This window comes from Geodermatophilus sp. SYSU D01119 (genome assembly GCF_054049975.1).
On the sequence record NZ_JBJGYL010000010.1, the window covers coordinates 1 to 23,884 of the forward strand.

A 23,884-nucleotide genomic window follows, 5' to 3' on the forward strand; every position below is an offset into this window, starting at 1 on the left:
GCGGCTGCGGCTGCCCGGTCCTCGACCGCCCCGAGGCCACCGACGGCTACGCACCCAGCCGACCGCAGCAGCGGTTCGTGCGCACCCGCGACCGCACCTGCCGCTTCCCCACCTGCGGCCAACGCGTGGGCTGGGCCGACGCCGACCACGTCATCCCCCACGCCTCCGGCGGCGCCACCGACTGCGCCAACCTGTGCTGCCTGTGCCGCAGCCACCACCGCCTCAAGACCTTCGCCCCCGGCTGGCGGTTCTCCATGACCCGCGAGGGAGTGCTCACCGTGACCACCCCGTCGGGCATCACCCGCACCACCCGCCCACCGGGCATGCGACCACCACCGCCAACTGACCCGGAATCGCCACCGCCACCGCCGGCCACTCAGCCAGCGGACGATCCACCGCCGTTCTGACTCGCCGGGTGGGCAGGCGCCGACCCGCCGACTCTGGCGGGCCGACGCCGGCCCGATCAGCGCCCGGGGTAGGGCTGCGTCCTCAGCGCCCGCGCCAGGTGGGCGGCCTTCTCCGCCAGCGTCCTCGTCGTCGACGCGACCGCCTCGGGGGTCTCCTGGAGGTCGTTGTGGTCGCGGCTGCCCATCGCCTCGTCGTTCCCGTAGACGGCGCCCGGGGCCGGGATCGTGAAGCCGATGTCGTCGAGGCCCTGGAACAGGTCCGCGGTGATCTTGTGGGCGCCGTCCTCGTCGCCTACCACGCACACCACCGCGACCTGCCGGTGACCAGCGGCCGGCCCGAGTCGTCGGTCTCCGACAGCTCGCCGTCCAGGCGCTCGAGCACCCGCTGCGCGACGCTGCTCATGTGGCCGACCCAGGTCGGCGTCGGGACCACCAGGACGTCGGCGGCCATCATCCGCTCGCGGATCGCGGGCCACGCGTCGCCCTCCCCCATGTCCACCTCCACGCCGGGCTCGACGTCGTGGTCGACGACGCGGACGACCTGGGAGGTGAAGCCGTGCTCCCCCAGCGCGTCGAGGACCTGGCGGGCCATGAGCTCGCTGGACGACGGCGCGGGGGACGGCTCGAGGCTGCGGATCAGGGATCCCGGCAGGTGCCACACATCAGGATCGTGCGCGACCGACCGCGGCGCAGAAGCGCTCGTGCTCCGCGCGCGTCTCCGCCAGCGGCGCCAGCACCTCCTCGTCGGCCACCTCGGCCACCCGGGCGGTCAGCCGGCGCCGCGCCGTCCGCGCCCGGCGTCTGGCTCCCGCGGCCACCAGCGGCCGGGCGACGAGGGCCAGCAGGAGCCCGGCCAGCAGGCCGAGCACCAGCAGCAGCGTGGGCAGTGGGATGCCCTGCACCCGCGGCAGCGGGACGACGTCGTCGAGCTGCAGCAGCCCCAGTGCGACGAGGCCGACGAGCCACAGCGCGCCGGCCAGCGCGACGAGCGCGAGCAGCCACTGCAGCCCGCCCACCGCGCGCTGCCACAGCGGCACCCGGTCGGAGCCGAGGTCGGCGCCGGCGACGGCGCGGTCGAGCCGGTCGGGCAGCCGCTCGCCGGTGTCGTCGGCGGTGCGGCGCAGCTCGTCGCGCCAGGCCGCGGGCAGCCCGCGCCCGGCGTCGTCGCGGGCCTGCCGGAGCGCGGCGTCCATGCCGGCCCGCTGCACCGCGCCGGCCTGCGGCAGCGACGTCCGGGTCCGCTCGTCGCCGAGGTGCAGCCGGTCGAGGGGGTCGGCGCGCAGCTTGCGCGTCCACCGCAGCAGCGGCCAGCCGGTGTGCGCGGTCCCGCTGCGCCGGGCCGAGCGCTCGACGGCGGCCACCACGGCAGGCACCCCCGCGGCGTCGGCGAGCGCGCCGGTCAGCTCCTCGCGCGCCGCCCGCCCGGGCCCGCGGTCGCGCCCCGCGTCGGGGGTGCAGTGCGCCGCCAGGGCGCCGGCCGCCGCCCGCGCGTCGGCGGTGAGCCGGTCGGTGGCCGCCCTCCGCGCCGACACCCGGCGGGCGAGCTCCGTGCGCAGCTGCGGCAGGCCCAGGCCGCTCCGCGCCGCGGTGGGCAGCACCGGCACGCCCGTCAGGCCCTCCTCGTCCAGCAGCCGGCGCAGGTCGGCGAGGCACGCGGCCGCGGCGGCCTCGTCGAGCCGGTCCACCTGGTTGAGCACCACGAGCAGCACGCCGGAGTGCCCGGCCAGCGGGGCGAGGTAGCGGGTGTGCACGGCGTCGTCGGCGTACTTCTGCGGGTCGAGCACCCACACCAGGACGTCGACGAGCTGCACCAGCCGGTCGACCTCGAGCCGGTTCTCCAGCCGCACGCTGTCGTGGTCGGGCAGGTCGAGCAGCACCAGGCCGTCCAGCGCCGGGTCCGGGTCGGCGACGCGGTGCCGCCGCGGCACCTCCAGCCAGTCGAGCAGCCGGTCGGCGCCGTGGTCACCCCACACGGTCGCGTGCGCCACCCCGGTGGTCGGCCGCCGCACGCCGGGCGTGCTCACCTCCGCCCCGGACAGCGCGTTGAACAGCGTGGACTTGCCGCTGCCGGTGGCCCCGGCCAGCGCGACGACGGTGGCGTCGCCGAGCGCCTCGCGGGCCCCGGCCTTGGCCAGCAGGGACCGCGCGGTCGCGACCTCGGGGACCTCCAGCCGCCCCTCGGCGACCTCGACCGCCTCCCGCAGCGCGGCCAGCCGGTCGGGCAGCGCCAGCTCCCGGGCCCTCACGCCGTCCTCCGCGCGGCGGCCAGCGCGGCGACGGCGGCGCGCAGCCGCTCGGCCGCGTCCGGCGCGTCCGACACCGGCGCCAGCAGCTCGTCGAAGCGGTCCTGCTCGCCGCGCAGCAGCCGGTCGGCGCGGGCGTCGAGGTCGGCGCGGGCGCGGGCGGCCAGCTCCCGCACCGCGGCGTCGCCGAACACCGCCTCGAGCACCCGCTGCCCCACCGCGGTCGTCCCGCCGGCGATGGCCAGCTCGGCGCCCGACAGCCCCGCCGTCGAGGCGAAGACGGCGACCATCACCACCGCGCCGGCGCCGTTGATCCCCCACGACAGCAGCCGCGCCTGCGAGCGCTTGCCCGCGCCCTGCTCGCGGACCAGCTCCAGCACGTACCCCTGCCAGTCGCGCACCTCGTCGGCGGCCGCGGGCGCGAGGTCGGGCGAGGCCGACCCGAGCGTCTCCTCCCGGCCGGCCACCAGCGCGCCACCGCCGGGCAGCGAGCGCCACGCGGTGACCGTGCGCTCCGCGGCCCGGTCGGCCTCCGAGCGCAGCAGCGTCTCCACCCCGGACTCCAGCGCGCCCGACAGCGAGTCCGCCGTCGACGGCCGCCCGGTGAGCGCGGCGCCGAGCCGGTCGCGCAGCCGGCCCACCCGGTTCTGCAGCGAGCGCATCCACTCGCCGGTGCCCACGAAGTCCTGCCAGCGGGCGAGCACCTCACCGCGCAGCAGGCTGCCGTTGCCCACGCCCTCCCCCACGGCGTCGCGGGCCCCGTCGTAGGCGGCGTCGGCGGCGTCGGCCAGCGCCGCGGCGGCCCCGGCCTGCTCGTCGACGCCGGCCGCGACCGCGGCCACCCGCCCGTCGAGGCTCTCCAGCGCGCCGGCCAGCGTCTGCCGGACGACGGCGGCGCGCTGCTCCTGGTCGGCGGCCAGCCCGCGCAGCCAGTCGCGCAGCGGCGCCACCTGGTCCTCGGGCAGGAACCCGTCGCGCAGCGGCCGCTCCTCCACCACGAACAGCCGCGCCGTCCCCAGCCCGCCGCGCTGCAGCATCCCGGCGAGGTCGGCGGCCACCTCGGTCACCGCCTCCGGCGGCGTGCGGTCCAGGACGACGGCCAGCGCGGTGCCCCGCTCCTGCGCCGTGCGCAGCAGGTCCCAGGGGACGGCGTCGGCGTAGCGGGCCGCCGTCGTCACGAACACCCACAGGTCGGCCGCCGACAGCAGCTGGCCGGCGAGGTCGCGGTTGGCCTCGACCACGGAGTCGACGTCGGGGGCGTCGATGAGCGCGAGCCCCGCCGGCAGCGCGTCGCTCGGGACCAGCCGGATCCCGCCGGCGACGTCCCGGGTGCTGTCGCCGTCCCCGGTGGTGCGCGGCAGCCCGGGGAGCACGCGGTCACCGGAGAACGCCGCGACGTCGGCCGGCGCGCAGACCAGCACGGGGGCACGGGTGGTCGGGCGGAGCACGCCGGGGGTGGTCACCCGGGCGCCGAGCACGCTGTTGACCAGCGTGGACTTGCCCGCGCCCGTGGACCCGCCGACGACGGCGAGCAGCGGCGCGTCGAGGTCGCGCAGCCGCGGCAGCAGGTAGTCGTCGACCTGGTCGACCACCGCCCGCGCCGTCCGCGCCGTCGGCTCCCGGCCCGGCGTGGCCAGCTCCAGGGGCGCGGCGGCGACGGCGTCGCGCACCTCCTGCAGCGCGTCGGTCAGCAGTCCGGGTCCGGTCACCCCCGCTAGGTAGCCCGGCGGGCCGCGCGCTACCCGTCGAGGGCGGCCAGCGCGGCCGGGACGTCCCCCGGCACGGCGACGACGGCGGCCGCGCCCGCGGCGGTCAGCTCGGCCGGGCCGCCCGGTCCCCAGCCGGCGCCGACGCACGGCAGCCCGTGCGCGGCCGCGCCGAGGACGTCGTGCTCGCGGTCGCCGACCAGCGCCACGGGGCGCGCGTCGGGGTGGGCGGCCAGTGCGGCGGCGACCACCTGGTCCTTGTGCCGGACCGCGCCGTCGAGGGTCGCCCCGTGCACGCTGCCGAACGCGCGCAGCAGCCCGACGTGGGAGAGCACCCGGACGGCGAAGGGCTGCGGCTTGCTGGTGGCCACGGCGAGCACCGCGCCCCCCGCCCGCAGGTCGCGCAGCAGGCCCGGGACCCCGTCGTACACGGCGACGTCGAGCAGCGCGCCGGCCGCGTAGTGCGCCCGGTAGGCCGACACGGCGCGGTCGACATCGGCGCCGCGCAGGCCGAACACCGTGGCGAAGCCGTCCTGCAGCGGCGGGCCGACCATCGCGCGCAGCTGCCCCGGCGTCGGCTCCGGCAGCCCGAGCTCGCGGGCGGCGACCCGGACCGACGCCCAGATGCCGGGCGTGGAGTCGACGAGCGTGCCGTCGAGGTCGAACAGGACGAGCGGCGTCGCGATCGGGTGCACGGCGGGATGGTCCCCCGGGCCGGCGCGCCTCACCCCTCCGGGAGGCCGGCGGCGCGGGCCGCGCGGGTGGCCAGCGCGGCGAAGGCGTCGCGCAGCTCCGGCGGGCCGACCACCTCGACGTCGGCGTCGAACCGCGCGAGCGACGCCGCGAGGCCCGCCCACGACCACGAGCCCAGCCGCACCCGGCAGCGGTCCTCCCCCGCCGGCTCGACGGTGCCGTCGCCCACGAACGGGACGACGTCGGCGGCCGGGAGACCGAGCAGCACCTCGCCGCGGCACGGCCACGCGTCGGGCCCCGCGGAGCCCCGGAACCGGGCCGACAGCCACGCGCCGGCGTCACCGCCCGGGATGTCCCGGGGCACGAAGCGCGGCCCGTTCGGGGTGCGGAGGCGGATGCGGTCGGCGCGGAACGCCCGCCAGTCGCCGCGGCCCGGGTCCCAGGCGACGAGGTACCAGCGGCCGGCCCGCGCGACCAGGGCGTGCGGCTGCACCCGCCGGGGCGGGCGCAGCTCGTCGTCGGGGGTCCCGTGGTCGAAGCGCAGCTCCTCCCGGGCACGGACGGCGGCGCTGATCGCCAGCAGCACCCGCGGGTCGGCCGGCGCGTCGGGACGGGCGACCGCCGTGACGTCGAAGCCCTCGACCCGGCTGCGCAGCCGCGCGGGCAGCACCTGACCGAGCGTGGCCAGCGCCCGGACCGCCGCCTCCCCGACGCCGGCCCCGCTGACGACGGCGGCCCGCAGCGCCACGGCCAGCGCGACCGCCTGCTCGTCGTCGAACAACAGCGGCGGCAGCCGCGCCCCGGCGTCGAGCCGGTAACCCCCGTCGGGCCCGCGGACCGCCCGCACCGGGTAGCCGAGCTCCCGCAGCCGGTCGACGTCGCGGCGCAGGGTCCGCTCGCTGACCCGCAGCCGCTCGCGCAGCACCGGTCCCGGCCAGTCGCGGCGCGCCTGCAGCAGGGACAGCAGGGCGAGCAGGCGCCCGGAGGCGGCGGGCGCGGAGGTCGTCGGCACGCCGTCCATCCTGCCGGGAGAACCGGCCGTTCCCTGACCTGTACCGCCGACAGGGTGGTCCTCGTCGCCGGAGAGGCCGGCGACACCGAGACCAGGAGCACCCGTGACCGTGCAGACCGTCGCCCACCTCAACTTCTCCGGCCAGGCCCGCGCGGCGCTGGACCTCTACGCCTCCGTGTTCGGCGGCCGGGTCGTCGCCGTCACCTACGGCGACGCCGGCATGCCGCGGGACCTCCCCGGCGCCGACCGCGTCGTCTTCGGCCAGGTCGTGGGCGCGGACGGCTTCTCCGTCATGGCCTACGACGTCCCCGGCCGGCAGGCGCCCGCGACGGAGCAGGCGGCTCCCCGCGCGACGCGGGAGAACGGCACGACGCTGACCGACCAGCCCTTCTTCCTCTCCGTGCGCGGCGAGACGGTCGAGGAGGTGCAGGCGCTGTGGGACCGGCTGGTCGTGGGCGCCGCGGTGGTCGAGCCCTACGGCCCGTCGGCGTGGGCGCCGGCGTCGGGCATGCTGACCGACCGGTTCGGCGTCACGTGGATCCTCGACGTGGCCGCTCCCCACGCGGGCTGACCGTCCCGGGCGGCCGGCCCGCCGGCCGGCCGCCCAGGACGCCGCTCAGGACCCGGCCCACACGCCGAGCACGTTGCCCGAGGGGTCGGCGAAGGTGAACCGCCGACCGCCGGGGAAGGCGTAGGGGCCCTCCACCACCCGGCCGCCGGCGCGGGTGACCGCCTCGGCCGAGGCGTCGAGGTCGGCGGAGAACAGGAGCACCAGCGGGCCGCCGGGGGCAGTCCCGTCGGCGAGCCGCAGGCCGCCGACCTCGGTGTCGCCCTCACCGCGGATTCCGGAGTAGGACGGGCCGTAGGAGGTGAACCGCCAGCCGAACGCCTCGCCGTAGAAGCGCTCGGCGGCGGCCAGGTCGGTCACGGGCAGCTCGACGTAGTCGATGGCGTGGTGCCGCTGGGTGCCGGTCATGGCGGCAGGGTGCCCGCCGGTGCCGACAGGACCGGTCAGCGGCTCGTGACGGCGACGCGCAGCCCCAGCCCGACCAGGACGGTGCCGCTCACGCCCTCGAGCCAGGTGCGCACCCGCGGCCGCCGGAACCACGCCCCGGCCCGCGCCACCCCCGCCGCCAGCGACAGGTACAGGACCGTCTCCAGCGCCACCTGCACCAGCGCGAGCAGCGCCGTCGTGGCGAACAGCGGCCGGTCCGCGGGCACGAACTGCGGGTAGAAGGCGACCATGAAGACGGCGGCCTTCGGGTTGGCCAGCTGCACGACCACGCCCTCGCCGAACGCCGCCCGGCCGCCGCGGCGCGGCCCGGACACGGCGGCGGCCCCGGTCCGGCCCGCCCGGTGCTCCCGCCAGGCCGCGCGCAGCGCCTGCACCCCCAGCCAGACCAGGACGACGGCGCCGACCCCCTTGAGCAGCCAGAACGCGGCCTCGGAGGCGGCCACGAGGCCCGCGACCCCGGCCGCGGCCAGCAGCGCCCAGGCGTAGAGGCCCACCTCGAGGCCGAGGACGGTCGGGACGGCGGAGCGGAACCCGCCGACCGCGGCCCGGCGCAGGATCAGCGCCACCGCCGGCCCCGGGGACGCGGCGACCAGCAGGACGGCCAGCAGGAACGCCGGCTCCGCGACCACCTCCACGCCCCGGATGGTGGCACCGTCCGCGGGCTCCGCTCGACCCGTTTACCGGAGCACGGCGGCGAGGAACTCCTCCACCCGCTGGCGCAGCTCGGCGGCGAGCTCCTCGCCCACCTCGACCGGGTCGCGCTCGCGCAGCCACGGCGGGATGTCGGTGCGGACGCGGGAGGCGCAGCCGAGGTCGGCGCAGACGTAGGTGCCCACCGTGTTGCCGTTGCGGCCGGCCTCCCCCGCGCGGCGGGCGGTGAACAGCGAGACGGCGTCGCCGGGCTGCGTCGAGCGGCACAGCAGGCACATGACCGTGCGGCGGGCCGACATCCGCGACTCCGCGGCGCGCAGCGCGATGCCCACCGGCCGGCCCTCCCGCTGGACGACGAGGTAGCCGCGCAGCGGCGCCTTCGGGTCGCGCCAGCCCAGCACGTCGAGGGTGTCCCACGGCAGGTCGCCGAGGTCGCGCGGCAGCGTGGCGGAGTTCGCCTCGCCCTTCGAGCAGTTGACGAAGGAGCGCCGCACCTGCTGCTCGGTCATCGGTTCCACGAGGAGCCAGTGTCCGTTCCGGCACCGTGCGGTCTCAACGCATTTACCCACGCGACCGCCTCCTCGACGGTCGTCACGACCTCGACGCCCGGGGGCAGCGGCGGGCGGCGGACCAGCACCACGGGCAGCCCCAGCCGCCGTGCCGCGGCCAGCTTGGCCTCGGTCATCGACCCGCCGGAGTCCTTGGTCACGACGACGTCGACGCCGTGCTCCCGCATCAGTGCCAGCTCCTCGTCCTCGGTGAACGGGCCGCGCGCGAGCAGCAGCACCGCGCCGGCCGGCAGCGGCTCGTCGGGCGGGTCGACGGCGCGCACCAGCACCCCGCCGGGCAGCGCCGCGAACGCGCCCACGCCCTGCCGCCCGGTGGTGAGGAACACGGTGCCGGCGTCGCGGACCGCCGCGGCGGCGTCGGCCAGGGAGTCGACGTACGTCCACCGGTCCCCCGGCCCCGGCGTCCAGCCCGGGCGCTGCAGCCGCAGCAGCGGGGTTCCGGAGCGGGCCGCGGCCGCCGCGGCGGAGGCGGTGATCCGGGCGGCGAAGGGGTGGGTGGCGTCGACGACGGCGCGCGGCCGGTGCGCGGCCAGCCAGTCGGCCAGCCCGTCGGCGCCGCCGAACCCGCCCACCCGCACGTCGCCCTCGGGCAGCACGGGGTCGGCCACCCGCCCGGCGAGGCTGGACAGGACGTCGGCACCGCCCGCCACCAGGGCCGCGGCGAGCCGCCGGGCCTCCCCGGTGCCGCCGAGGACGAGCACCTGCCCGCTCATGCCGGAGCGCCGGGGATCATGGGCCGGTGAGCAGGGACGGCGCCTCCGGGCTGCGGCACGGCTGGACCACCGGCGCGTGCGCGACGGCAGCCACCACCGCGGCCTACACCGCGCTGCTCACCGGCGAGTTCCCCGACCCGGTGACCATCGACCTGCCGGGCGACCGGCACCCGTCCTTCGCTCTGGCCACGGAGCGGCTGGCCGACGGCGCCGCGGAGGCCGCGGTCGTCAAGGACGCCGGCGACGACCCCGACGTCACCCACGGCGCGCTGGTGGGCGCGCGGGTGACGCACGGCGAGCCCGGCAGCGGCGTGGTCTTCCGCGCCGGCGAGGGCGTGGGCACGGTGACCAAGCCCGGCCTGCCGCTCGCGGTCGGGGAGCCCGCGATCAACCCGATGCCGCGGCAGTTCATGCGCGATCACGTCGCGGCGGTGGCGGCACGGCACGGCGGCAGCGGCGACGTCGTCGTCGAGGTGTCCATCGAGGACGGCGCGGAGCTCGCGCGGAGGACGTGGAACCCGCGGCTGGGCATCCTCGGCGGGCTGTCGGTGCTCGGCACGACCGGCGTCGTCGTCCCGTACTCCTGCTCGTCGTGGATCGACTCGATCCGCCGCGGCATCGACGTCGCCCGGGCCGCCGGGCACGAGCACGTGGCCGGGTGCACCGGCTCCACCAGCGAGCGGACGGTCCAGGAGCTCCACGGCCTGCCCGAGGACGCCCTGCTCGACATGGGCGACTTCGCCGGCGCCGTGCTCAAGTACCTGCGCCGCCACCCGGTGCCGCGGCTCACCGTGGCCGGTGGCATCGGCAAGCTGGCCAAGCTCGCCGACGGCCACCTCGACCTGCACTCCGGCCGCTCGCAGGTCTCCTTCGACTCCCTGGCCGCGCGGGTGGCCTCCGCGGGCGGCTCGGAGGAACTGGTCGCGGGCGTGCGCGGGGCGAACACGGCGCTCGACGCGCTGCGGCAGTGCCAGGCCGCCGGGCTGCCGCTGGGCGACCTGGTGGCCGCCGGCGCCCGGGAGACGGCGCTGGGGGTGCTGCGCGGCGCACCCGTCGCGGTCGACGTCGTGGTGATCGACCGCGCGGGTGCGGTGGTCGGATCGGCCCCGCTGTAGGGGCCCGCCGCGAGCCTGCGAGTGGTGGGGGCAGGGGGGTCCTCCATCTAGCGGCATCGCGTCGTCGAGTAGAGGTGGCTGTCGGGGAACTGCTCCGCGGTGAGCACCGGGCCGACGACGACGATCGCCGTCCGCCGGACGCCCGCGGCCTCGACCTGCGCGGCGATGTCGGCGAGCGTGCCCCGCAGCACCAGCTCGTCGTCGCGGCTGGCCCGGGCGACGACGGCGACCGGGCCGTCGTCGCCGTAGTGCTCGGCCAGCTGCGGCGCGAGCTCGGCCATCCGCTGCACGGCCAGGTGCAGCACGAGCGTGGCGCCGGTGGCGGCGTAGGCGGCGAGCTCCTCCCCCGGCGGCATCGGCGTGGAGCGCGCCGACGTCCGGGTGAGCACGACGGTCTGCCCGACGCCGGGCACGGTCAGCTCCCGCTTGAGGGCGGCGGCCGCGGCGGCGAAGGCGGGCACGCCGGGGACGACGTCGTAGGGGACGCCGGCGGCGTCCAGCCGGCGCATCTGCTCGGCCATGGCGCTGTAGACGCTGGGGTCGCCGGAGTGCAGCCGGGCGACGTCGTGGCCGGCCTCGTGCGCGGCCACCAGCGCGGCGGTGATCCGGTCCAGGTCGAGGTCGGCGGTGTCGACCAGCCTCGCGCCGGGCGGGGCGGTGTCGAGCAGCTCGCGGGGCACCAGCGCGCCGGCGTAGAGGCAGACCGGGGCGGCGGCGATGATCCGCGCCGCCCGGAGCGTGACCAGGTCCGCCGCTCCGGGCCCCGCCCCGATGAAGTACACGGTCATGGAAGGGCCTCTGTAGCGCTATCGGCGCTCACCAGCGGGTCACCGACCAGATCGTCACGGGCATCGCGGGCTTCCAGCCGGTGAACGAGCCCACCGGCTCGGCGCGCGAGACCTCCACCCGCACCAGGTCGCCGCCCACCTTCGCGTGCCACTGCGCGAGCACCGCCTCGCTCTCCACCGTGACGGCGTTGGCCACCATGCGGCCCCCCGGCGGCAGCGCGTCCCAGCAGGTCTCCACGAGCAGCGGCGTGGTGAGCCCGCCGCCGATGAACACCGCGTCGGGCGCGCCGAGCCGGGTGAGCACCTCCGGCGCGTGCCCGTGCACGACCCGCAGGTAGGGGACGCCGAGGCGGGCGGCGTTGCGCGCGATCCGCTCGGCGCGCTCCTGGGAGGCCTCGACGGCGACCGCGCGGCACGTGGGGTGCGCGCGCATCCACTCGATGCCGATCGACCCGGACCCGGCGCCGACGTCCCAGAGCAGCTGGCCGGGCACCGCGGCCAGCCGCGACAGCGTCACCGCGCGCACCTCGGCCCGGGTGAGCTGCCCGTCGGACTCGTAGGCGCCGTCGGGCAGCCCGGGCGTGGTGGGCAGCGGCATGGTGCCGCGGTCGGCCCGGCACTCGACGGCGGTGACGACGAGTGCCGGCGCCGGCTGCGACCAGGTGGCCGCGGTGCCGGTGCGCACCTCCTCGTCGGGGCCGCCGAGCCCACCGAGCACGGTGACCAGGCTCTGCCCGTAGCCGCGGCCGGCGAGCAGCGCGGCCACCTGGGCGGGCGTCTCGCCGTCGGAGCCGAGGACCAGCAGCCGCCGGCCGGGCTGCACGTGCGGGTGCAGCAGCTCCAGCGGCCGCCCGACCAGGCTGACCACCTCGGTGTCCTCCACCGCCCAGCCCAGCCGGGCGCAGGCCAGCGACACCGACGACGGCGCCGGCAGCACCCGCACCCGGTCGGCGCCCAGCAGCCGGGTGAGCGTGGTGCCGATGCCCGACAGCATCGGGTCGCCGCTGGCCAGCACGACGACGGCCCGGCCGGCGTGCTCCTCGACCAGGCCCGGCAGCGCCTCGGTGAGCGGCGAGGGCCACGGCACCCGCTCGGCGGCCACCTCCTCCGGGACCAGGTCCAGCTGCCGGGCGCTGCCGAGCAGCACCTCGGCGCGCTCCACCTCGGCGCGGGAGGTGGGGGCCAGCCCGTCCCAGCCGTCGGCGCCGATGCCGACGACGACGACCGGCGCGGTGGGCACGGTCTCGCTCACGCCGGCAGCTCCCCCTCGGGCCCGGCCGCCTCGGCCAGCAGCCGCTCGCGCAGGTCCTCGGGCAGCCGGTCGACGTAGACGACGCCGTCGAGGTGGTCGACCTCGTGCTGCAGGCACCGCGCGGCCATGCCGGTGGCCTCGATGGTGACCGGCTTGCCCTTCACGTCGACGCCGTCGACCCGGGCGCGGAAGGCGCGGGCGAGCTCGGCGTAGGGGCCGGGCACCGACAGGCAGCCCTCCTCGGTGACCTCCTCGGCCGGCTCGCCGTCGGCCGGGGGCAGGACCGTGAGCTCCGGGTTGACCACGTACCCGACGACGTCCTCGCCGGCGGCGTCCGGGCAGTCGATGACGAAGACCCGCGCGTCGACGCCGATCTGGTTGGCGGCGAGCCCCACGCCGTCGGCCTCGCGCATCGAGGCGAACATGTCGAGCACGAGCCGGCGCAGCCTCTCGTCGAACTCGGTGACGGGCGCGGTCGGGCGGTGCAGCACCTCGTTGCTGCCGTAGGTGACGATCGGCCGGGCGACGCCGTCGTAACGGCCGGGCAGGCGCATGGCCGCGATCCTAGGAAGCGGCCTGGGCAGGATGGTCGCCGTGCCGCTCCGGAGAGACGTCCCCACCGCCACCGGCCTGGCACTCGGCGCGGCCGCCGACCTGCTGCTGGCCGACCCCGCGCGGCGGCACCCGGTGGCCGGGTTCGGCTCGCTCGCCGCGGCGCTGGAGCGGCGGGTGTGGCGCGACGCGCGGCCGGCGGGTACCGGGTACGCGCTGGTGCTGGTGGCCGGCGCGGCGGGGCTCGGCGCGGCGGCGGACCGGGCCACGGCCGGGCGGCCGGTGCTGCGCACCGCGGCGGTCGCCGCCGCCACCTGGACGGTGCTGGGCGGCACCTCGCTCGGCCGCGCGGCGGCGGCGATGGCCGGCGCCCTGGAGGCCGGCGACCTGCCCGCGGCCCGGGCGCTGCTGCCCACGCTGGCCGGCCGTGACCCGTCGGCCCTCGGCGCGGGGGAACTCGCGCGGGCGACCGTGGAGTCGGTCGCGGAGAACACCTCCGACGCCGCCGTCGCCCCGCTGGTGTGGGGCGCGCTCGCGGGCCTGCCCGGGCTGCTCGGCTACCGGGCGGTCAACACCCTCGACGCGATGGTCGGCCACCGCTCGCCCCGGTACGCCCGGTTCGGCTGGGCGGCCGCCCGGGCCGACGACGTCGCCAACTGGCTGCCGGCCCGGCTCACCGCCGCGCTCACCGTGGCCGTGGCCCCGCTCGCCGGGGGATCGCCGCGGGAGGCGCTGCGGACGTGGCGCCGCGACGGCGCCGCCCACCCCAGCCCGAACGCCGGCCGCTGCGAGGCCGCGGCAGCCGGCGCCCTGGGACTGCGGCTGGGCGGGCGCAACGTCTACGGCAGCCGGGTCGAGGACCGGCCGGTGCTCGGCGACGGCCGCGCGCCGGAGAGCAGCGACGTCGGCCGCGCGGTGCGCCTGTCGCGGGCGGTCTGGCTCGCCGCCGCCGCCCTCGCGGTGGCCAGCAGGGCCGCCCGGCGCGGCTGAGGCCGGGTCAGCGGCCCGCGCCCGTGCAGGGCGCCGCGCGCCGCGGACGGCACCGGGAAGCCGGCCGGGTCGAGGCGCGGGTGGCTGCGCGGCGGGTCGGCCGGGCCGCGGCCGCCGCGCACGGCGACGACGAGCGTGGTCACCGACAGCGCGCCGATCGCCAGCAGGAACGACAGCAGGAGGACTGCACTCGAGGTCATGGCGTAGACGGTGGCACCATCCGGCCTGGACGGGAGCGGTCCAATCCGGCATGGTGGCCTGCATGCCACCGGGTGCTGAGCAGTCCACTCCCGCCGAGCTGGCCGGCCTGGTCGGGCCGCTCACCGACCTGCCGGGCCCGCGCTACGCCGGCCTGGCCCGCCGGGTGCGCGAGCTGGTGGCCCTCGGGCAGCTCCCGCCGGGCACCCGGCTGCCGGCCGAGCGCGACCTCGCCGCCGCGCTGGGCGTCAGCCGGGTGACCGTCGCCTCGGCCTACCGGCTGCTGCGCGAGGAGGGCGCGGTGAGCACGCGGCACGGCGCGGGCACCGTCGTCGAGACCCCGCCGGTCGACGCCGTGTGGTCCGCGCCCACGACCGACCCGGAGGTCCTCGACCTGGCCCACGCCGCCCCCGAGGCGGCCCCGCAACTGCTGCCCGCCTACGAGCGGGCGCTCGCCCGGATGCCCGAGACGATGGCCGGGCACGGCTACGCGCCGAGCGGCCTGCCCGAGCTGCGCGCCGCGATCGCCGACCGCTACACCGCCCGGGGCCTGCCCACCGATCCCGACCAGGTGGTGGTCACCGCCGGGACCGGCGACGCGACCGCGCTCGTCGTCGAGGTGCTGCTGCAGCCCGGCGACCGCGTGCTCGTCGAGCACCCCACCTACCCCGGCGCGGTGCAGCTGGTCACCGCCGCCGGGGGCCGGTGCGTGCCGGTGACGGTGGACGCCGCCGACCCCGACGCCGTCGTCGGCGCGGCGCACCTGGTCACCCGGCAGAGCAGCCCGCGGCTGGCGTTCCTCATGCCCGACTTCTCCAACCCCAGCGGCGCGCGGCTGTCGGCCGCCGGGCGCCGGCGGCTGGCCGCCACCCTGTGGCAGCAGGGCGTGCTCGCCATCGTCGACGAGGTCACCGCCGAGCTGTGGCTCGACGACGACGCCGGTCCGCTGCCGCCCTACGCCGCCGGGCTGCCCGACGCGGCGACGGTGACCGTCGGCGGCCTGTCGAAGTCGGTGTGGGGCGGCCTGCGCATCGGCTGGCTGCGCACCGACGCCGCGCTGGCGGCGTCCCTGGGCGCCGCGCTGGGCCGCCGGCAGCTGTCGGTCGGCCTGCTCGACCAGCTCACCGCCGCCGCCCTGGTGCGCGACCTCGACACGGTGCTGGCCGCCCGCCGGCGGCTGCTGCGGGAACGCCGCGAGGTGCTGCTCGCCGAGGCCGCCGCGCGGCTGCCGCACTGGGCCGTCCCGCGCCCGGCCGGCGGCCTGTCGGCGTGGTGCACGCTCCCGCCGGGCCGCAGCTCCGCCGCCCTCGTCGCCGCCGCTGCGCCGCTGGGCCTGCACCTGGCGGAGGGGCGCGCGTTCGGCACCGGCACCGCCTTCGACGACCACCTGCGGCTGCCGTTCACCCTCCCCCCGGCCCGGCTGCGCACCGCCGTCGCCACCCTCGCCGCCGTCGACTCCGCCCTGGCCGGAGGGCCGGTCGCGCGCCATCCGGCGCGGCCCGTCACGGTGGTGTGAGGCGCACCGGACGCACCCGTCCGGTGGGCGTGCGCGGCCCGCGCACCAGGGCTACGGTCGGGGTGTCCCGAGCGGCCGGGACCTCGTCCCGGCACCTTCCGCAGGTGGTCGAACAGGCGGCTGCGCGGCGCTCTCCCCGGCTGGTGCCGGGGTGCCCGACGGAGTCCTCCATGACCTCGACACAGCCCCGCCCTGCCCACACCCGCCCCCGTCCCCCGCGGACGGCGACGCCACCGCTGCCCCGTCCGCCGGCACCCACCCCGCTCACCTCCCGCCGCACGCGGGTGGCGGCGCGCTGGCGGTACGACCGCAGCACCGGCGAGTGGCTGTGGTCGGAGGAGATGTGCCTCCTGCACGGCCTGCCGCCCGAGGGCGCCACGCCCAGCACCGAGGTGCTCGTGGCCGCCCAGCACCCCGACGACCGGCCGCGCACGATCGACGCGCTGTCCGCGGCGCTCACCGACGGCCAGGCGTTCTGCCTGTCCGTGCGGCTGCGCGTGCCCGAGACCGCGGAGCGCACCGTGGTGCTGCTCGGCGAGCCGCGCCTCGACGGCGAGGGCCGGGTGGCCGCCGTCGAGGGCCTCGTCGTCGACAACCCCGCCGTCGGCGACGGCGCCGGGGCCCCCGCGCCGTCGGCCGTCGGCCGGGTGCTCGAGCTGGAGACCGAGCTGGCCCAGCTGCGCACCGCGATGGCCAGCCGGGCGCCGATCGAGCAGGCCAAGGGCGTGCTCATGCTGCTCACCGGCTGCGGGGAGCAGGCCGCCTTCGACCTGCTGGCACACATCTCCAGCCACGTGCACCGCAAGGTCCGCGACGTCGCCCTGGACCTGGTCGCCTCGGCCTCGGGGGGACGTCCGCTGTCGCCCCAGGTCCGCGAGATCCTGCGCGACGCCTGCCCGCCGGGCGGTCCGGGCCACCAGGCCGGGTAGGGCCGCCCGGCCCTGCCGCCCCCGCCCTGCCGCCCCTCCCCTGCCGCGGTCGCCTCCTCCGCGGCAGGGGAGGATGCCCCGGGTCCCGGTGGCCGGTGCCGGGACGCCACGAGGGAGGGGGCGGCGTGTTCTACCTCGTCGCGAGGTTCGTGCTCAAGCCGCTGTTCTGGCTGCTGTTCCGGCCACGGGTCAGCGGCCGCGCCCACGTCCCGGCCGACGGGCCGTTCATCATCGCCAGCAACCACCTGTCCTTCATCGACAGCATCGCCATCCCGCTGGCCTCCCCGCGGCGGGTGCACTACCTCGCCAAGGCCGAGTACTTCACCCGCTCCGGGCCCGGCGGCTGGCTCACCCGCACCCTGTTCACGGCGCTGGGCGCCATGCCGGTCGAGCGGGAGACCTCCCGCGCGGCGCAGGAGGCCCTCGACACCGCGCTGGGCGTGCTGCGCCGCGGCGAGGGCTTCGGCATCTACCCCGAGGGCACCCGCTCGCGCGACGGCCGCCTGGCCCGCGGCAAGACCGGCGTCGCCTGGCTGGCGCTCACCGCCGACTGCCCGGTCGTGCCGGTCGCCGTCGCCGGGACCGACCGCGTCCAGCCGGTGGACTCCCGCTGGCCGCGCCCGCACCGCGTGACGATCACCTTCGGCGCGCCGCTGGAGTTCCCCGAGCACCGCGGGCAGGCCGCCAAGGGCCGCCCGCGCCGCGAGGTCACCGACCGGATCATGGAGGCGATCGCCGAGCTGTCCGGGCAGGAGAAGGCCGGCTGGGGCCAGCCCGCCGCATGAGCGGGGCCCTGCTCGTCGCCGGGACGACGTCGGACGCCGGCAAGTCGGTGGTCACGGCGGGCATCTGCCGCTGGCTGGCCCGCCAGGGCGTGCGCGTGGCGCCGTTCAAGGCGCAGAACATGAGCAACAACTCGATGGTCACCGCCGACGGCGCGGAGATCGGCCGGGCGCAGGTCATGCAGGCCCAGGCCGCCGGCGTGGAGCCCGAGGCCGTCATGAACCCGGTGCTGCTCAAGCCCGGCGGGGAGGACGCCAGCCAGGTCGTCGTCCTCGGCCGGCCCGTGGCCGAGGTGACCGCGCTGTCCTACCGGCCGATGAAGGCGGCACTGCTCGAGCAGGTGCTGGCCAGCCTCGCCGACCTGCGCGCGCGCTTCGACGTCGTCGTGTGCGAGGGCGCCGGCTCCCCCACCGAGATCAACCTGCGCGCCGACGACATCGCCAACATGGGCCTGGCCACCGCGGCGGGCCTGCCCGTCGTCGTGGTCGGCGACATCGACCGCGGCGGGGTGTTCCCCGCCCTCTACGGCACGGTCGCGCTCATGCCGCCGGCCGACCAGCGGCTGGTGGCCGGGTTCCTCGTGAACAAGTTCCGCGGCGACGTGCGCCTCCTGCGCCCGGGCCTGGAGCAGCTCACCGCGCTCACCGGCCGGCCCACGCTCGGCGTGCTGCCCTGGCTGCCGGGCGCCGCGCTCGACGTCGAGGACTCCCTCGGCGTGCCCACCGGCGTCTCCTCGGCCGGGCCGCCGCACGGCGAGGAGGTGCTGCGGGTCTCGGTGGCGCGGCTGCCGCGGCTGTCGAACTTCACCGACCTCGACGCGCTGGCCACCGAGCCCGGTGTCCTGGTCCGCTACGCCACCCGGCCCGAGGAGCTCGCCGACGCCGACCTGGTGGTGCTGCCCGGCACGCGCGCGACCGTGTCCGACCTCGCGTGGCTGCGCGCCACCGGGCTGGCCGACGCCGTCGGCCGGCGCGCCGCGGAGGGCCGGCCGGTGCTCGGCATCTGCGGCGGGCACCAGATGCTCGCCCGCACGATCACCGACGACGTCGAGTCGCGCGCGGGCACCGTGGCCGGGCTCGGGCTGCTGCCGGCCGACGTCACCTTCGCGCGGGAGAAGACGCTGGGCCGCCCGTCCGGCGAAGCGCTGGGCCACCCGGTGCGCGGCTACGAGATCCACCACGGCGTGGTCACCTACGGGGACGGGGCCGAGCCGTTCCTCGACGGCGGCCGCGCGGGCGCCGTGTGGGGCACCACCTGGCACGGCGCCCTGGAGAACGACGGGTTCCGGCGGGCGTTCCTCGCCGAGGTGGCCCGCGCGGCGGGCCGGCGGTTCGTCCCGGCCCCGGACACCTCGTTCGGCGCGGTCCGCGAGCAGCGGCTCGACGCCCTCGGCGACCTGGTGGCCGAGCACGCCGACACCGCCGCCCTGTGGCGGCTCGTGGAGGAGGGCCCGCAGGCCGGCCTGCCGCTGCTCCCGCCCGGCGGGTCGGCCGGGGCGGCGAGGTAGGAGGGGCCGGCCTGCGGGGCTACCGTCGGACCGTGCAGCCCGACCCGGTCCTGGCCTCCTACCGCCCGCCCTCGCAGCTGGTGCTGGACAAGGAGATCGACCACCTCGACGTCCACTGCCGGGCCCTCGTGGGCCTGTCGCCGTTCCTCACCCTGGCGACGGCGGACGCCGACGGGTTCCCCGAGGTCTCCCCGCGCGGCGGCGACCCGGGCTTCGTCAAGGTGCTCGACGAGCACCGCCTCGTGCTGCCCGACCGGCAGGGCAACAACCGGCTCGACAGCCTGCGCAAGGTCGCTGCGAACCCGCGGGTGGCGCTGCTGTTCTTCGTGCCCGGCCTCGAGGAGACGCTCAAGGTGTTCGGCACCGCCGAGCTGTTGCCGGCCGACGCGCTCGACCTCGACCTCACCGAGTTCGGCCGGGCCCCGCGCTCGGTCATGGTGGTCACCGTGCAGCGGGCCTACCTGCACTGCGCGAAGGCCGTCATGCGCTCGGGGCTGTGGGACCCGGCGAGCCGGATCGACCGCGCCGCGCTCCCGCCGTTCGGCGTGATGATCCGCGACCACTGCGGGCTGGAGAGCCCGCTGCCCGACGACGCCGTCATCCGGGCCGACCTCGCGCTGGAGCTCTAGGAGGACCTCCCTGCCCCCACCGCTCGTCCCTCGCGGCCGGCCCCTGCAGGGAGGCCGTTCCCTCTCGTCACCACCGTGGGCCAGGCTGCGGCCATGGCGACCGACTTCCAGGTGACGATCGACGCGACGCGGCCGCACGCGCTGGCCGACTGGTGGGCCGAGGCGCTGGGCTGGCAGGTGGAGCCCCAGGACGAGGCGTTCATCCGCGGCATGGTGGAGGCCGGCCGCGCCTCGGAGGCCGACACCACCACGCACCGCGGCGCGCTGGTCTGGGCGGCGGGCGCGGCGATCACCTCGCCCGACCCCGGCCGGCCGCGGGTGCTGTTCCAGCACGTGCCGGAGGCCAAGACGGTCAAGAACCGCGTGCACCTCGACGTCCGGGTGGGTGACGAGCGCCGCGAGGCCGAGGTGGCGCGCCTGCTCGGCCTGGGCGCCACCGAGCTGTGGCGGTCGTCCCAGGGCCCGTTCACCTGGGCAACGCTCGCCGACCCGGAGGGCAACGAGTTCTGCGTGGCCTGAGCTCAGGCGGGGAGGTCGCGGGCCAGCCGGCGGGAGACCACGGTGCGCTCGGCGATCCGGCGCACCCGGCTGCGGCGGCGTGTGCGCCCGCCGGCGAGGTAGCGCGCGTCCTCGACCAGCTGGAAGGCGGCGAGGACGCTGGCGCGCGGCTCGCGGACCAGTGAGACGGTCGCGACGACGGGCTGGGCCGAGGTCATGGGGAGCCCCCTCTCCCGGGCGCGATGGCTCCGCGCCCCGTGACGCAATGGTGCCCAGGAACGACGCTCCGGAACCAGAACTGGCCCGAATTGGTACCGGTGTGACGGACGGGACAGCTGTGACGGCGTGTCGCGCGGCGCATCCGTACGGTGCGTCCATGGCCCGTCCGAGCCGGCTCCTCGACGCCGTCCTCTCGATCGTCCGCGCGGCCACCGCCACGCCGGCCCGCGCGCCCCGGGCCGCCCGCCCGAGCCGGCGCCGCGCGCCGTCGGCGCCGGCAGCCGCCCCGCCGGCTCCCCCGCCGGCCGCCCGCGCGCCGGGCACCGTCGACACGGAGTACCGGCCCCGCGCCGACGGGCACCCCGACCCCGGCGAGGTCGTGTGGGCGTGGGTGCCCTACGACGAGGGCGACGGCCGCGGCAAGGACCGGCCGGTGCTGGTGGTCGGCCGACGCGGCGGGGAGCTGGTCGGGCTGGTGCTCACCAGCAAGGACCACGACCGCGACGCCGCCGACGAGGCCCGGCACGGCCGCAGCTGGATGGACGTGGGCAGCGGCGGCTGGGACCGGCAGGGCCGCCCGAGCGAGGTGCGGCTGGACCGGCTGCTCGTCCTCGACCCCGCCACGGTGCGCCGGGAGGGCGCCGCGCTGGACCGGGCGGTGTTCGACCGGGTCGTGGCCGAGGCCCGCCGGACCCAGGGCTGGTGACCGGCTAGAAGGGCACCTGCTGGGCGAGCAGGCCGGCACCGGTACCGCGCCCCGACAGCACCCGGCAGAACTCGACGGCGTCGCACTCGATGTCCTCGCACTCGACGTCCTCGCACTCGATGTCCTCGCACTCGACGTCCTCGCCGCCCGTCCCCGCGGACCACGTGCCGCCGGCCGGGCCGGTGAGGCGCAGCCGGTACGGGCGGCCGTGCCGCTGCGCCCACTCCCGGACGACGTCGTCGACCAGGACGCCGTCGTGGTCCGGCGAGAGGACGGGGTCCCGGCCGGTGGCCCGGGCGACGTCGAGGCGGTGCATCCAGGTGTCGCGGGTGAGGACGACGTCGAGCAGGTAGCCCAGCGACCACCACTCCCGCCGGCCGCCGACCGCCTGCGCCTCGGGCAGCGGCAGCCGGCCGACGACCCGGGCGAGCCGGCGCCGGCCGCGGGCGGCGCGCGGGCCGACGTCGGCCAGTCCGGCCACGACCTCGGGGGCGGTGAGGTGCGCCTGCTCGCGCACCTGCAGCGCGGTGAGCGCGTCGACCCCGCCGCCCGCGCGGGCCGCGGCGGCGTTCTGGCGCACGAACTGGCCCGGCGAGGCGACCATCCGGGCCATCCCGAGGACGTGCCCGGCCATCGCCCGCACGTCCCAGCCGGGGCAGTCGGTCGGCCGCGACCACTCGTCGGGCCCGAGGTCGCGGACCAGGCCGGCGAAGCGGCCGTACTCCGTGGCGGCCAGGCGCATCGCCGCGTCCCGGTCCAGGACGGCGGCGCGGCCCACGGCGAGCGGGGTCATGACGGCTCCCTCCGCCGGCGCGGGCGGACGGGCAGCGCGCCCCCGCGCCGTGCCGGGGATGGTCGTCCCGGCGGCCGCCGGGGACAAGGAGTCCCGGCCCGGCCCGGCCCGGTCGGCCGGCGCCCGGTCGGCCGGCGCCCGGTCAGTCGGCGCGCGGTCAGTCGGCGCGCGCCTGGTCCCGCCGGTCCTGGGACGCGCGCTGGCGCAGGTGGTAGACGCCGGCCTGGCCCGGCAGCGGCTGCAGGTCGTAGCGCGAGACGACCTTCGGCCCGTCGTGCAGGTGCACGTGGGTGACCGTCGGCAGCGGGTCGCCGTGCCGCGCGGCGCGGATCTCCACCCGCCCGTCGAGCGGGCCGCCCACGAACAGCAGGACGGCGTCCTCGGGCGCGGCTGCGGTGGGATCGACGTCGGTCAGCTCGGGCTCCTCCCTCGGCGCGGTCACCCGGACCAGGGTAGGCGGCCCGCGCCACCGGTCAGGGCCACGCGCCCGGGACCACGCGCTCAGGGCCGCCGCAGCCGGCGGGCCACCAGCGGGGCGGCGAGCAGCATGACGAACAGCCGCAGCACCTGGACGGCGAGCACGAAGGTGGCGTCGGCGCCGGTCCCGGTGGCCGTGGCGAGGACGGCGTAGAGCCCGCCGGGGGTCGTCGCGAGGTAGCCGTCGAGCCGACTGACGCCGGTGGCCGCCGCCAGCACCTCGCCCAGGCCCGCGCAGGCGAGCACCAGCCCGACGATGATCGCCAGCGCGAGCGGCAGCGCCCGCCCGACCGTGCGCAGGCTCGCCACGGTGAAGCGCAGCCCCACCTGCAGGCCGATGAGCAGGAACGCCGCCGCCTCGACCGGCGCCGGCACGTCGGCGCCACCGGAGAGCCCGGACAGGTCGGCCGCCGCGGCCAGCAGCAGCGGACCGAGCAGCGCCGGCACGGGCAGCCGCACGAGCCGGGCGAGCGGGTACCCGGCCAGCGCGCAGACGGCGGTGAACAGCAGCCCGGCTGGCCAGCCCGGGCCGTCCGGCGTCGCGGCGGCGGTGCCGGCGCCCGGGTCGGCGCCGTAGACCGCCGTCGCCACCACGGGCATGAGCACGACGATCAGGAGCACCCGCAGGTACTGCAGGACCGCCACCATGCGGTCGTCGGCGCCGAGGTCGCGGGCCATCGCGGTGATGCCCGAGGCCCCGCCGGCGATCATCGCGAACGCGCCGGTCACCGGGCTGATCCCCCGCTGGAGCCGCAGCAGCAGGCCGGCGCCGACGGTGAGCAGCAGGGTGGCGAGCGTGACCAGCAGGACCGGCACCGCGTCCTCGCCGATCGCGGCGAGGGTGTCGAGGTCGACCAGCGCGCCGATGGACACCCCGACGACGGCCTGGGCCGCCATCGTCCCCGCGCGGGGGACGTCGAGCGCGCGCCGCCCGGCGAGCCCACGCACCAGGCCGGCCAGCAGCCCGCCGAACAGCGCGGGCGACGGGACGCCGGCGAGGTCGAGGAGGACCGCGGCGCCGGCCGCCCCCGCGACGACGAGCGCGCCGTCGGCGAGCCGCCGGGGGTCGGGGCGGGCGGCCCTCACAGGCCGGCGATGCGGCGCAGCTCGGCGACGTGCGCGTCGAAGGCCCGGCGGCCCTCGCGGGTGAGCGACAGGCTGGTGCGCTGGCGGGAGGCGACGGTCGTCTTGCTCACCGCCACGTAGCCGGCCTCCTCGAGCTGCTTGACGTGCTTGGACAGCACCGAGTCGCTCACGCCGACCCGATCGCGCACGGTGGCGAACTCCATCGTGTCGACGACGGCGAGCAGGCCGCAGATCTGCAGGCGCGGCGGCGGGTGGATGACCGCGTCGAAGTGCGGCGCCACCGCCGTCACAGCCCGCTCCCGTCGCGCAGCTCGGCGGCCCACCGGCGGCCCCAGTACCGGCTGAGCAGGCCGGCGGCCAGGCCCAGCACCGCGCCCGCCGGGACCATCACCCAGTGCTGGTCGAAGCCGACGGCCAGCACGAACGCCGGCACCAGGACGACGAGGACGAAGGCGCCCCAGGCGGCCATGACGCGCGGCGGGGTGTCCAGCCAGAGCCCGGTCCGGCGGCGGTAGGTGGAGACCAGCGCGCCGAGCCCCGCCCCGAACAGCACCAGCGCCGGGAAGGTCACCCAGAGGGAGTCGAGGGCGTAGGAGGCGAGGAAGCCGAACAGCAGCAGCCCGAGGGCGACGTCGTACCACCACGGCTGCACGACCCGGTCGGCGAGCGCCGCCCGGTCGGAACGCAGGGCGGCGAGCTGGGCGGCGGCGGTCTCGCGGTCGATCGCGTCGTTTTCCATGCCGGAAAGTGTGGACCGTCTCTTTCCGTTCCGTCAAGTCACTGCCCGGCCTGCCGCCCCGGGGTGTCGCGTGGTTCCATGACCGGGCCACAGCGACG

Annotated in this window: 30 protein-coding genes; 11 read left to right on the forward strand and 19 right to left on the reverse strand. The window is 78.0% G+C overall.

Annotated features, from left to right (window positions below):
* Positions 1-407: HNH endonuclease signature motif containing protein (locus tag ACI79X_RS09805; protein ID WP_457025213.1), on the forward strand; the 407-nt coding region annotated here is incomplete at its 5' end.
* A 56-nt stretch (positions 408-463) separates the two neighbouring features.
* Here ACI79X_RS09805 and ACI79X_RS09810 read toward each other — a convergent pair.
* Genes ACI79X_RS09810 through ACI79X_RS09835 form a run of 6 tightly spaced genes read right to left on the reverse strand, consistent with a single transcriptional unit; the run spans position 464 to position 6,061 of the window.
* Entirely contained in the window at positions 464-706 is a 243-nt protein-coding gene (locus tag ACI79X_RS09810; protein ID WP_457025214.1) for a hypothetical protein, read from the reverse strand.
* On the reverse strand, positions 700-1,068 hold the full coding sequence (locus tag ACI79X_RS09815; protein WP_457025215.1) for a flavodoxin family protein: 369 nt from the start codon (positions 1,066-1,068) through the stop codon (positions 700-702). Before ACI79X_RS09815 ends, ACI79X_RS09810 begins: the two co-directional genes overlap by 7 nt.
* A gap of 1 nt (position 1,069) precedes the next feature.
* Positions 1,070-2,653, reverse strand: a complete 1,584-nt coding sequence (locus tag ACI79X_RS09820; RefSeq protein WP_457025216.1) for a GTPase — start codon at positions 2,651-2,653, stop codon at positions 1,070-1,072.
* Entirely contained in the window at positions 2,650-4,359 is a 1,710-nt protein-coding gene (locus ACI79X_RS09825) for an ABC transporter (protein WP_457025217.1), read from the reverse strand. The genes ACI79X_RS09820 and ACI79X_RS09825 overlap by 4 nt, the downstream gene beginning before the upstream one ends.
* A gap of 29 nt (positions 4,360-4,388) precedes the next feature.
* The gene (locus tag ACI79X_RS09830; protein WP_457025218.1) at positions 4,389-5,051 is read right to left on the reverse strand and encodes an HAD hydrolase-like protein; all 663 of its coding nucleotides are present in this window, start codon (positions 5,049-5,051) and stop codon (positions 4,389-4,391) included.
* Between the two features lie 29 nt (positions 5,052-5,080).
* Positions 5,081-6,061: a helix-turn-helix transcriptional regulator gene (locus ACI79X_RS09835; protein ID WP_457025219.1), complete on the reverse strand. Its 981-nt coding sequence runs from the start codon at positions 6,059-6,061 to the stop codon at positions 5,081-5,083.
* A gap of 103 nt (positions 6,062-6,164) precedes the next feature.
* Here ACI79X_RS09835 and ACI79X_RS09840 point away from each other — a divergent pair, with 103 nt between their 5' ends.
* The gene (locus ACI79X_RS09840) at positions 6,165-6,632 is read left to right on the forward strand and encodes a VOC family protein (protein ID WP_457025220.1); all 468 of its coding nucleotides are present in this window, start codon (positions 6,165-6,167) and stop codon (positions 6,630-6,632) included.
* 45 nt (positions 6,633-6,677) lie between these two features.
* Here the strand turns inward: ACI79X_RS09840 and ACI79X_RS09845 are convergent, their stop codons facing one another.
* Genes ACI79X_RS09845 through ACI79X_RS09860 form a run of 4 tightly spaced genes read right to left on the reverse strand, consistent with a single transcriptional unit; the run spans position 6,678 to position 9,009 of the window.
* Positions 6,678-7,037, reverse strand: coding sequence for a VOC family protein (locus ACI79X_RS09845; RefSeq protein WP_457025221.1), 360 nt, complete (start codon positions 7,035-7,037; stop codon positions 6,678-6,680).
* A gap of 35 nt (positions 7,038-7,072) precedes the next feature.
* Complete coding sequence (locus ACI79X_RS09850) at positions 7,073-7,711, reverse strand: LysE family translocator (protein WP_457025222.1); 639 nt, start codon at positions 7,709-7,711, stop codon at positions 7,073-7,075.
* A 42-nt stretch (positions 7,712-7,753) separates the two neighbouring features.
* The gene (locus ACI79X_RS09855; RefSeq protein WP_457025349.1) at positions 7,754-8,236 is read right to left on the reverse strand and encodes an FBP domain-containing protein; all 483 of its coding nucleotides are present in this window, start codon (positions 8,234-8,236) and stop codon (positions 7,754-7,756) included.
* The gene (locus tag ACI79X_RS09860) at positions 8,233-9,009 is read right to left on the reverse strand and encodes a cobalt-precorrin-6A reductase (protein WP_457025223.1); all 777 of its coding nucleotides are present in this window, start codon (positions 9,007-9,009) and stop codon (positions 8,233-8,235) included. The genes ACI79X_RS09855 and ACI79X_RS09860 overlap by 4 nt, the downstream gene beginning before the upstream one ends.
* A 26-nt stretch (positions 9,010-9,035) precedes the next feature.
* Here ACI79X_RS09860 and ACI79X_RS09865 point away from each other — a divergent pair, with 26 nt between their 5' ends.
* Positions 9,036-10,124: a cobalt-precorrin-5B (C(1))-methyltransferase gene (locus ACI79X_RS09865; RefSeq protein ID WP_457025224.1), complete on the forward strand. Its 1,089-nt coding sequence runs from the start codon at positions 9,036-9,038 to the stop codon at positions 10,122-10,124.
* Positions 10,125-10,171: 47 nt separating this feature from the next.
* Here ACI79X_RS09865 and cobM read toward each other — a convergent pair whose 3' ends face one another.
* From cobM to def, 3 genes are read right to left on the reverse strand one after another with little or no spacing between them, the layout of a single operon-like run.
* The gene (gene cobM / locus ACI79X_RS09870) at positions 10,172-10,912 is read right to left on the reverse strand and encodes a precorrin-4 C(11)-methyltransferase (RefSeq protein ID WP_457025225.1); all 741 of its coding nucleotides are present in this window, start codon (positions 10,910-10,912) and stop codon (positions 10,172-10,174) included.
* Between the two features lie 28 nt (positions 10,913-10,940).
* The gene (gene cbiE / locus ACI79X_RS09875) at positions 10,941-12,164 is read right to left on the reverse strand and encodes a precorrin-6y C5,15-methyltransferase (decarboxylating) subunit CbiE (protein WP_457025226.1); all 1,224 of its coding nucleotides are present in this window, start codon (positions 12,162-12,164) and stop codon (positions 10,941-10,943) included.
* Positions 12,161-12,718: a peptide deformylase gene (gene def / locus ACI79X_RS09880; RefSeq protein ID WP_457025227.1), complete on the reverse strand. Its 558-nt coding sequence runs from the start codon at positions 12,716-12,718 to the stop codon at positions 12,161-12,163. Before def ends, cbiE begins: the two co-directional genes overlap by 4 nt.
* A gap of 40 nt (positions 12,719-12,758) precedes the next feature.
* On the opposite strand from def, the gene ACI79X_RS09885 reads away from it, so the two are divergent.
* The 7 genes from ACI79X_RS09885 (at position 12,759) to ACI79X_RS09915 (ending at position 19,787) form a co-directional block, all read left to right on the forward strand.
* Positions 12,759-13,706: a cobalamin biosynthesis protein gene (locus tag ACI79X_RS09885; protein WP_457025228.1), complete on the forward strand. Its 948-nt coding sequence runs from the start codon at positions 12,759-12,761 to the stop codon at positions 13,704-13,706.
* 262 nt (positions 13,707-13,968) lie between these two features.
* A complete protein-coding gene (yczR, locus tag ACI79X_RS09890; RefSeq protein WP_457025229.1) occupies positions 13,969-15,420 on the forward strand; it encodes a MocR-like transcription factor YczR in 1,452 nt (483 codons plus the stop codon).
* Between the two features lie 170 nt (positions 15,421-15,590).
* Positions 15,591-16,349, forward strand: coding sequence for a PAS and ANTAR domain-containing protein (locus tag ACI79X_RS09895; protein WP_457025230.1), 759 nt, complete (start codon positions 15,591-15,593; stop codon positions 16,347-16,349).
* Positions 16,350-16,474: 125 nt separating this feature from the next.
* Entirely contained in the window at positions 16,475-17,134 is a 660-nt protein-coding gene (locus ACI79X_RS09900) for a lysophospholipid acyltransferase family protein (protein WP_457025231.1), read from the forward strand.
* Positions 17,131-18,639, forward strand: coding sequence for a cobyric acid synthase (locus ACI79X_RS09905; RefSeq protein ID WP_457025232.1), 1,509 nt, complete (start codon positions 17,131-17,133; stop codon positions 18,637-18,639). The genes ACI79X_RS09900 and ACI79X_RS09905 overlap by 4 nt, the downstream gene beginning before the upstream one ends.
* A 32-nt stretch (positions 18,640-18,671) precedes the next feature.
* The gene (locus ACI79X_RS09910; protein ID WP_457025233.1) at positions 18,672-19,268 is read left to right on the forward strand and encodes an MSMEG_1061 family FMN-dependent PPOX-type flavoprotein; all 597 of its coding nucleotides are present in this window, start codon (positions 18,672-18,674) and stop codon (positions 19,266-19,268) included.
* Between the two features lie 93 nt (positions 19,269-19,361).
* Positions 19,362-19,787: a VOC family protein gene (locus ACI79X_RS09915; protein ID WP_457025234.1), complete on the forward strand. Its 426-nt coding sequence runs from the start codon at positions 19,362-19,364 to the stop codon at positions 19,785-19,787.
* A 2-nt stretch (positions 19,788-19,789) separates the two neighbouring features.
* Here the strand turns inward: ACI79X_RS09915 and ACI79X_RS09920 are convergent, their stop codons facing one another.
* On the reverse strand, positions 19,790-19,984 hold the full coding sequence (locus ACI79X_RS09920; RefSeq protein WP_457025235.1) for a hypothetical protein: 195 nt from the start codon (positions 19,982-19,984) through the stop codon (positions 19,790-19,792).
* A 158-nt stretch (positions 19,985-20,142) separates the two neighbouring features.
* Between ACI79X_RS09920 and ACI79X_RS09925 the strand changes: the two genes are divergently transcribed.
* The gene (locus tag ACI79X_RS09925) at positions 20,143-20,691 is read left to right on the forward strand and encodes a type II toxin-antitoxin system PemK/MazF family toxin (RefSeq protein ID WP_457025236.1); all 549 of its coding nucleotides are present in this window, start codon (positions 20,143-20,145) and stop codon (positions 20,689-20,691) included.
* 4 nt (positions 20,692-20,695) lie between these two features.
* Here ACI79X_RS09925 and ACI79X_RS09930 read toward each other — a convergent pair whose 3' ends face one another.
* From ACI79X_RS09930 to ACI79X_RS09950, 5 genes are all read right to left on the reverse strand, one after another.
* On the reverse strand, positions 20,696-21,484 hold the full coding sequence (locus ACI79X_RS09930) for a maleylpyruvate isomerase family mycothiol-dependent enzyme (protein ID WP_457025237.1): 789 nt from the start codon (positions 21,482-21,484) through the stop codon (positions 20,696-20,698).
* 157 nt (positions 21,485-21,641) lie between these two features.
* Positions 21,642-21,926: a hypothetical protein gene (locus ACI79X_RS09935; RefSeq protein ID WP_457025238.1), complete on the reverse strand. Its 285-nt coding sequence runs from the start codon at positions 21,924-21,926 to the stop codon at positions 21,642-21,644.
* Positions 21,927-21,985: 59 nt separating this feature from the next.
* The gene (locus ACI79X_RS09940) at positions 21,986-23,047 is read right to left on the reverse strand and encodes an AbrB family transcriptional regulator (RefSeq protein WP_457025239.1); all 1,062 of its coding nucleotides are present in this window, start codon (positions 23,045-23,047) and stop codon (positions 21,986-21,988) included.
* Positions 23,044-23,337, reverse strand: coding sequence for a transcriptional regulator (locus tag ACI79X_RS09945; protein WP_073418230.1), 294 nt, complete (start codon positions 23,335-23,337; stop codon positions 23,044-23,046). The genes ACI79X_RS09940 and ACI79X_RS09945 overlap by 4 nt, the downstream gene beginning before the upstream one ends.
* Positions 23,334-23,786 (reverse strand): hypothetical protein, encoded by a 453-nt coding sequence (locus tag ACI79X_RS09950; protein ID WP_457025240.1) that lies wholly within the window; start codon positions 23,784-23,786, stop codon positions 23,334-23,336. The genes ACI79X_RS09945 and ACI79X_RS09950 overlap by 4 nt, the downstream gene beginning before the upstream one ends.
* Positions 23,787-23,884: the final 98 nt, after the last annotated feature.

Bases quoted from the DNA above. Each gene is read 5' to 3' on its own strand.
- ACI79X_RS09845 (WP_457025221.1), bottom strand. From the start codon at position 7,037: ATGACCGGCACCCAGCGGCACCACGCCATCGACTACGTCGAGCTGCCC.
- ACI79X_RS09855 (WP_457025349.1), bottom strand. From the start codon at position 8,236: ATGACCGAGCAGCAGGTGCGGCGCTCCTTCGTCAACTGCTCGAAGGGC.
- ACI79X_RS09860 (WP_457025223.1), bottom strand. From the start codon at position 9,009: ATGAGCGGGCAGGTGCTCGTCCTCGGCGGCACCGGGGAGGCCCGGCGG.
- cobM (WP_457025225.1), bottom strand. From the start codon at position 10,912: ATGACCGTGTACTTCATCGGGGCGGGGCCCGGAGCGGCGGACCTGGTC.
- def (WP_457025227.1), bottom strand. From the start codon at position 12,718: ATGCGCCTGCCCGGCCGTTACGACGGCGTCGCCCGGCCGATCGTCACC.
- yczR (WP_457025229.1), top strand. From the start codon at position 13,969: ATGCCACCGGGTGCTGAGCAGTCCACTCCCGCCGAGCTGGCCGGCCTG.
- ACI79X_RS09895 (WP_457025230.1), top strand. From the start codon at position 15,591: ATGACCTCGACACAGCCCCGCCCTGCCCACACCCGCCCCCGTCCCCCG.
- ACI79X_RS09905 (WP_457025232.1), top strand. From the start codon at position 17,131: ATGAGCGGGGCCCTGCTCGTCGCCGGGACGACGTCGGACGCCGGCAAG.
- ACI79X_RS09915 (WP_457025234.1), top strand. From the start codon at position 19,362: ATGGCGACCGACTTCCAGGTGACGATCGACGCGACGCGGCCGCACGCG.
- ACI79X_RS09920 (WP_457025235.1), bottom strand. From the start codon at position 19,984: ATGACCTCGGCCCAGCCCGTCGTCGCGACCGTCTCACTGGTCCGCGAG.
- ACI79X_RS09925 (WP_457025236.1), top strand. From the start codon at position 20,143: ATGGCCCGTCCGAGCCGGCTCCTCGACGCCGTCCTCTCGATCGTCCGC.
- ACI79X_RS09930 (WP_457025237.1), bottom strand. From the start codon at position 21,484: ATGACCCCGCTCGCCGTGGGCCGCGCCGCCGTCCTGGACCGGGACGCG.
- ACI79X_RS09950 (WP_457025240.1), bottom strand. From the start codon at position 23,786: ATGGAAAACGACGCGATCGACCGCGAGACCGCCGCCGCCCAGCTCGCC.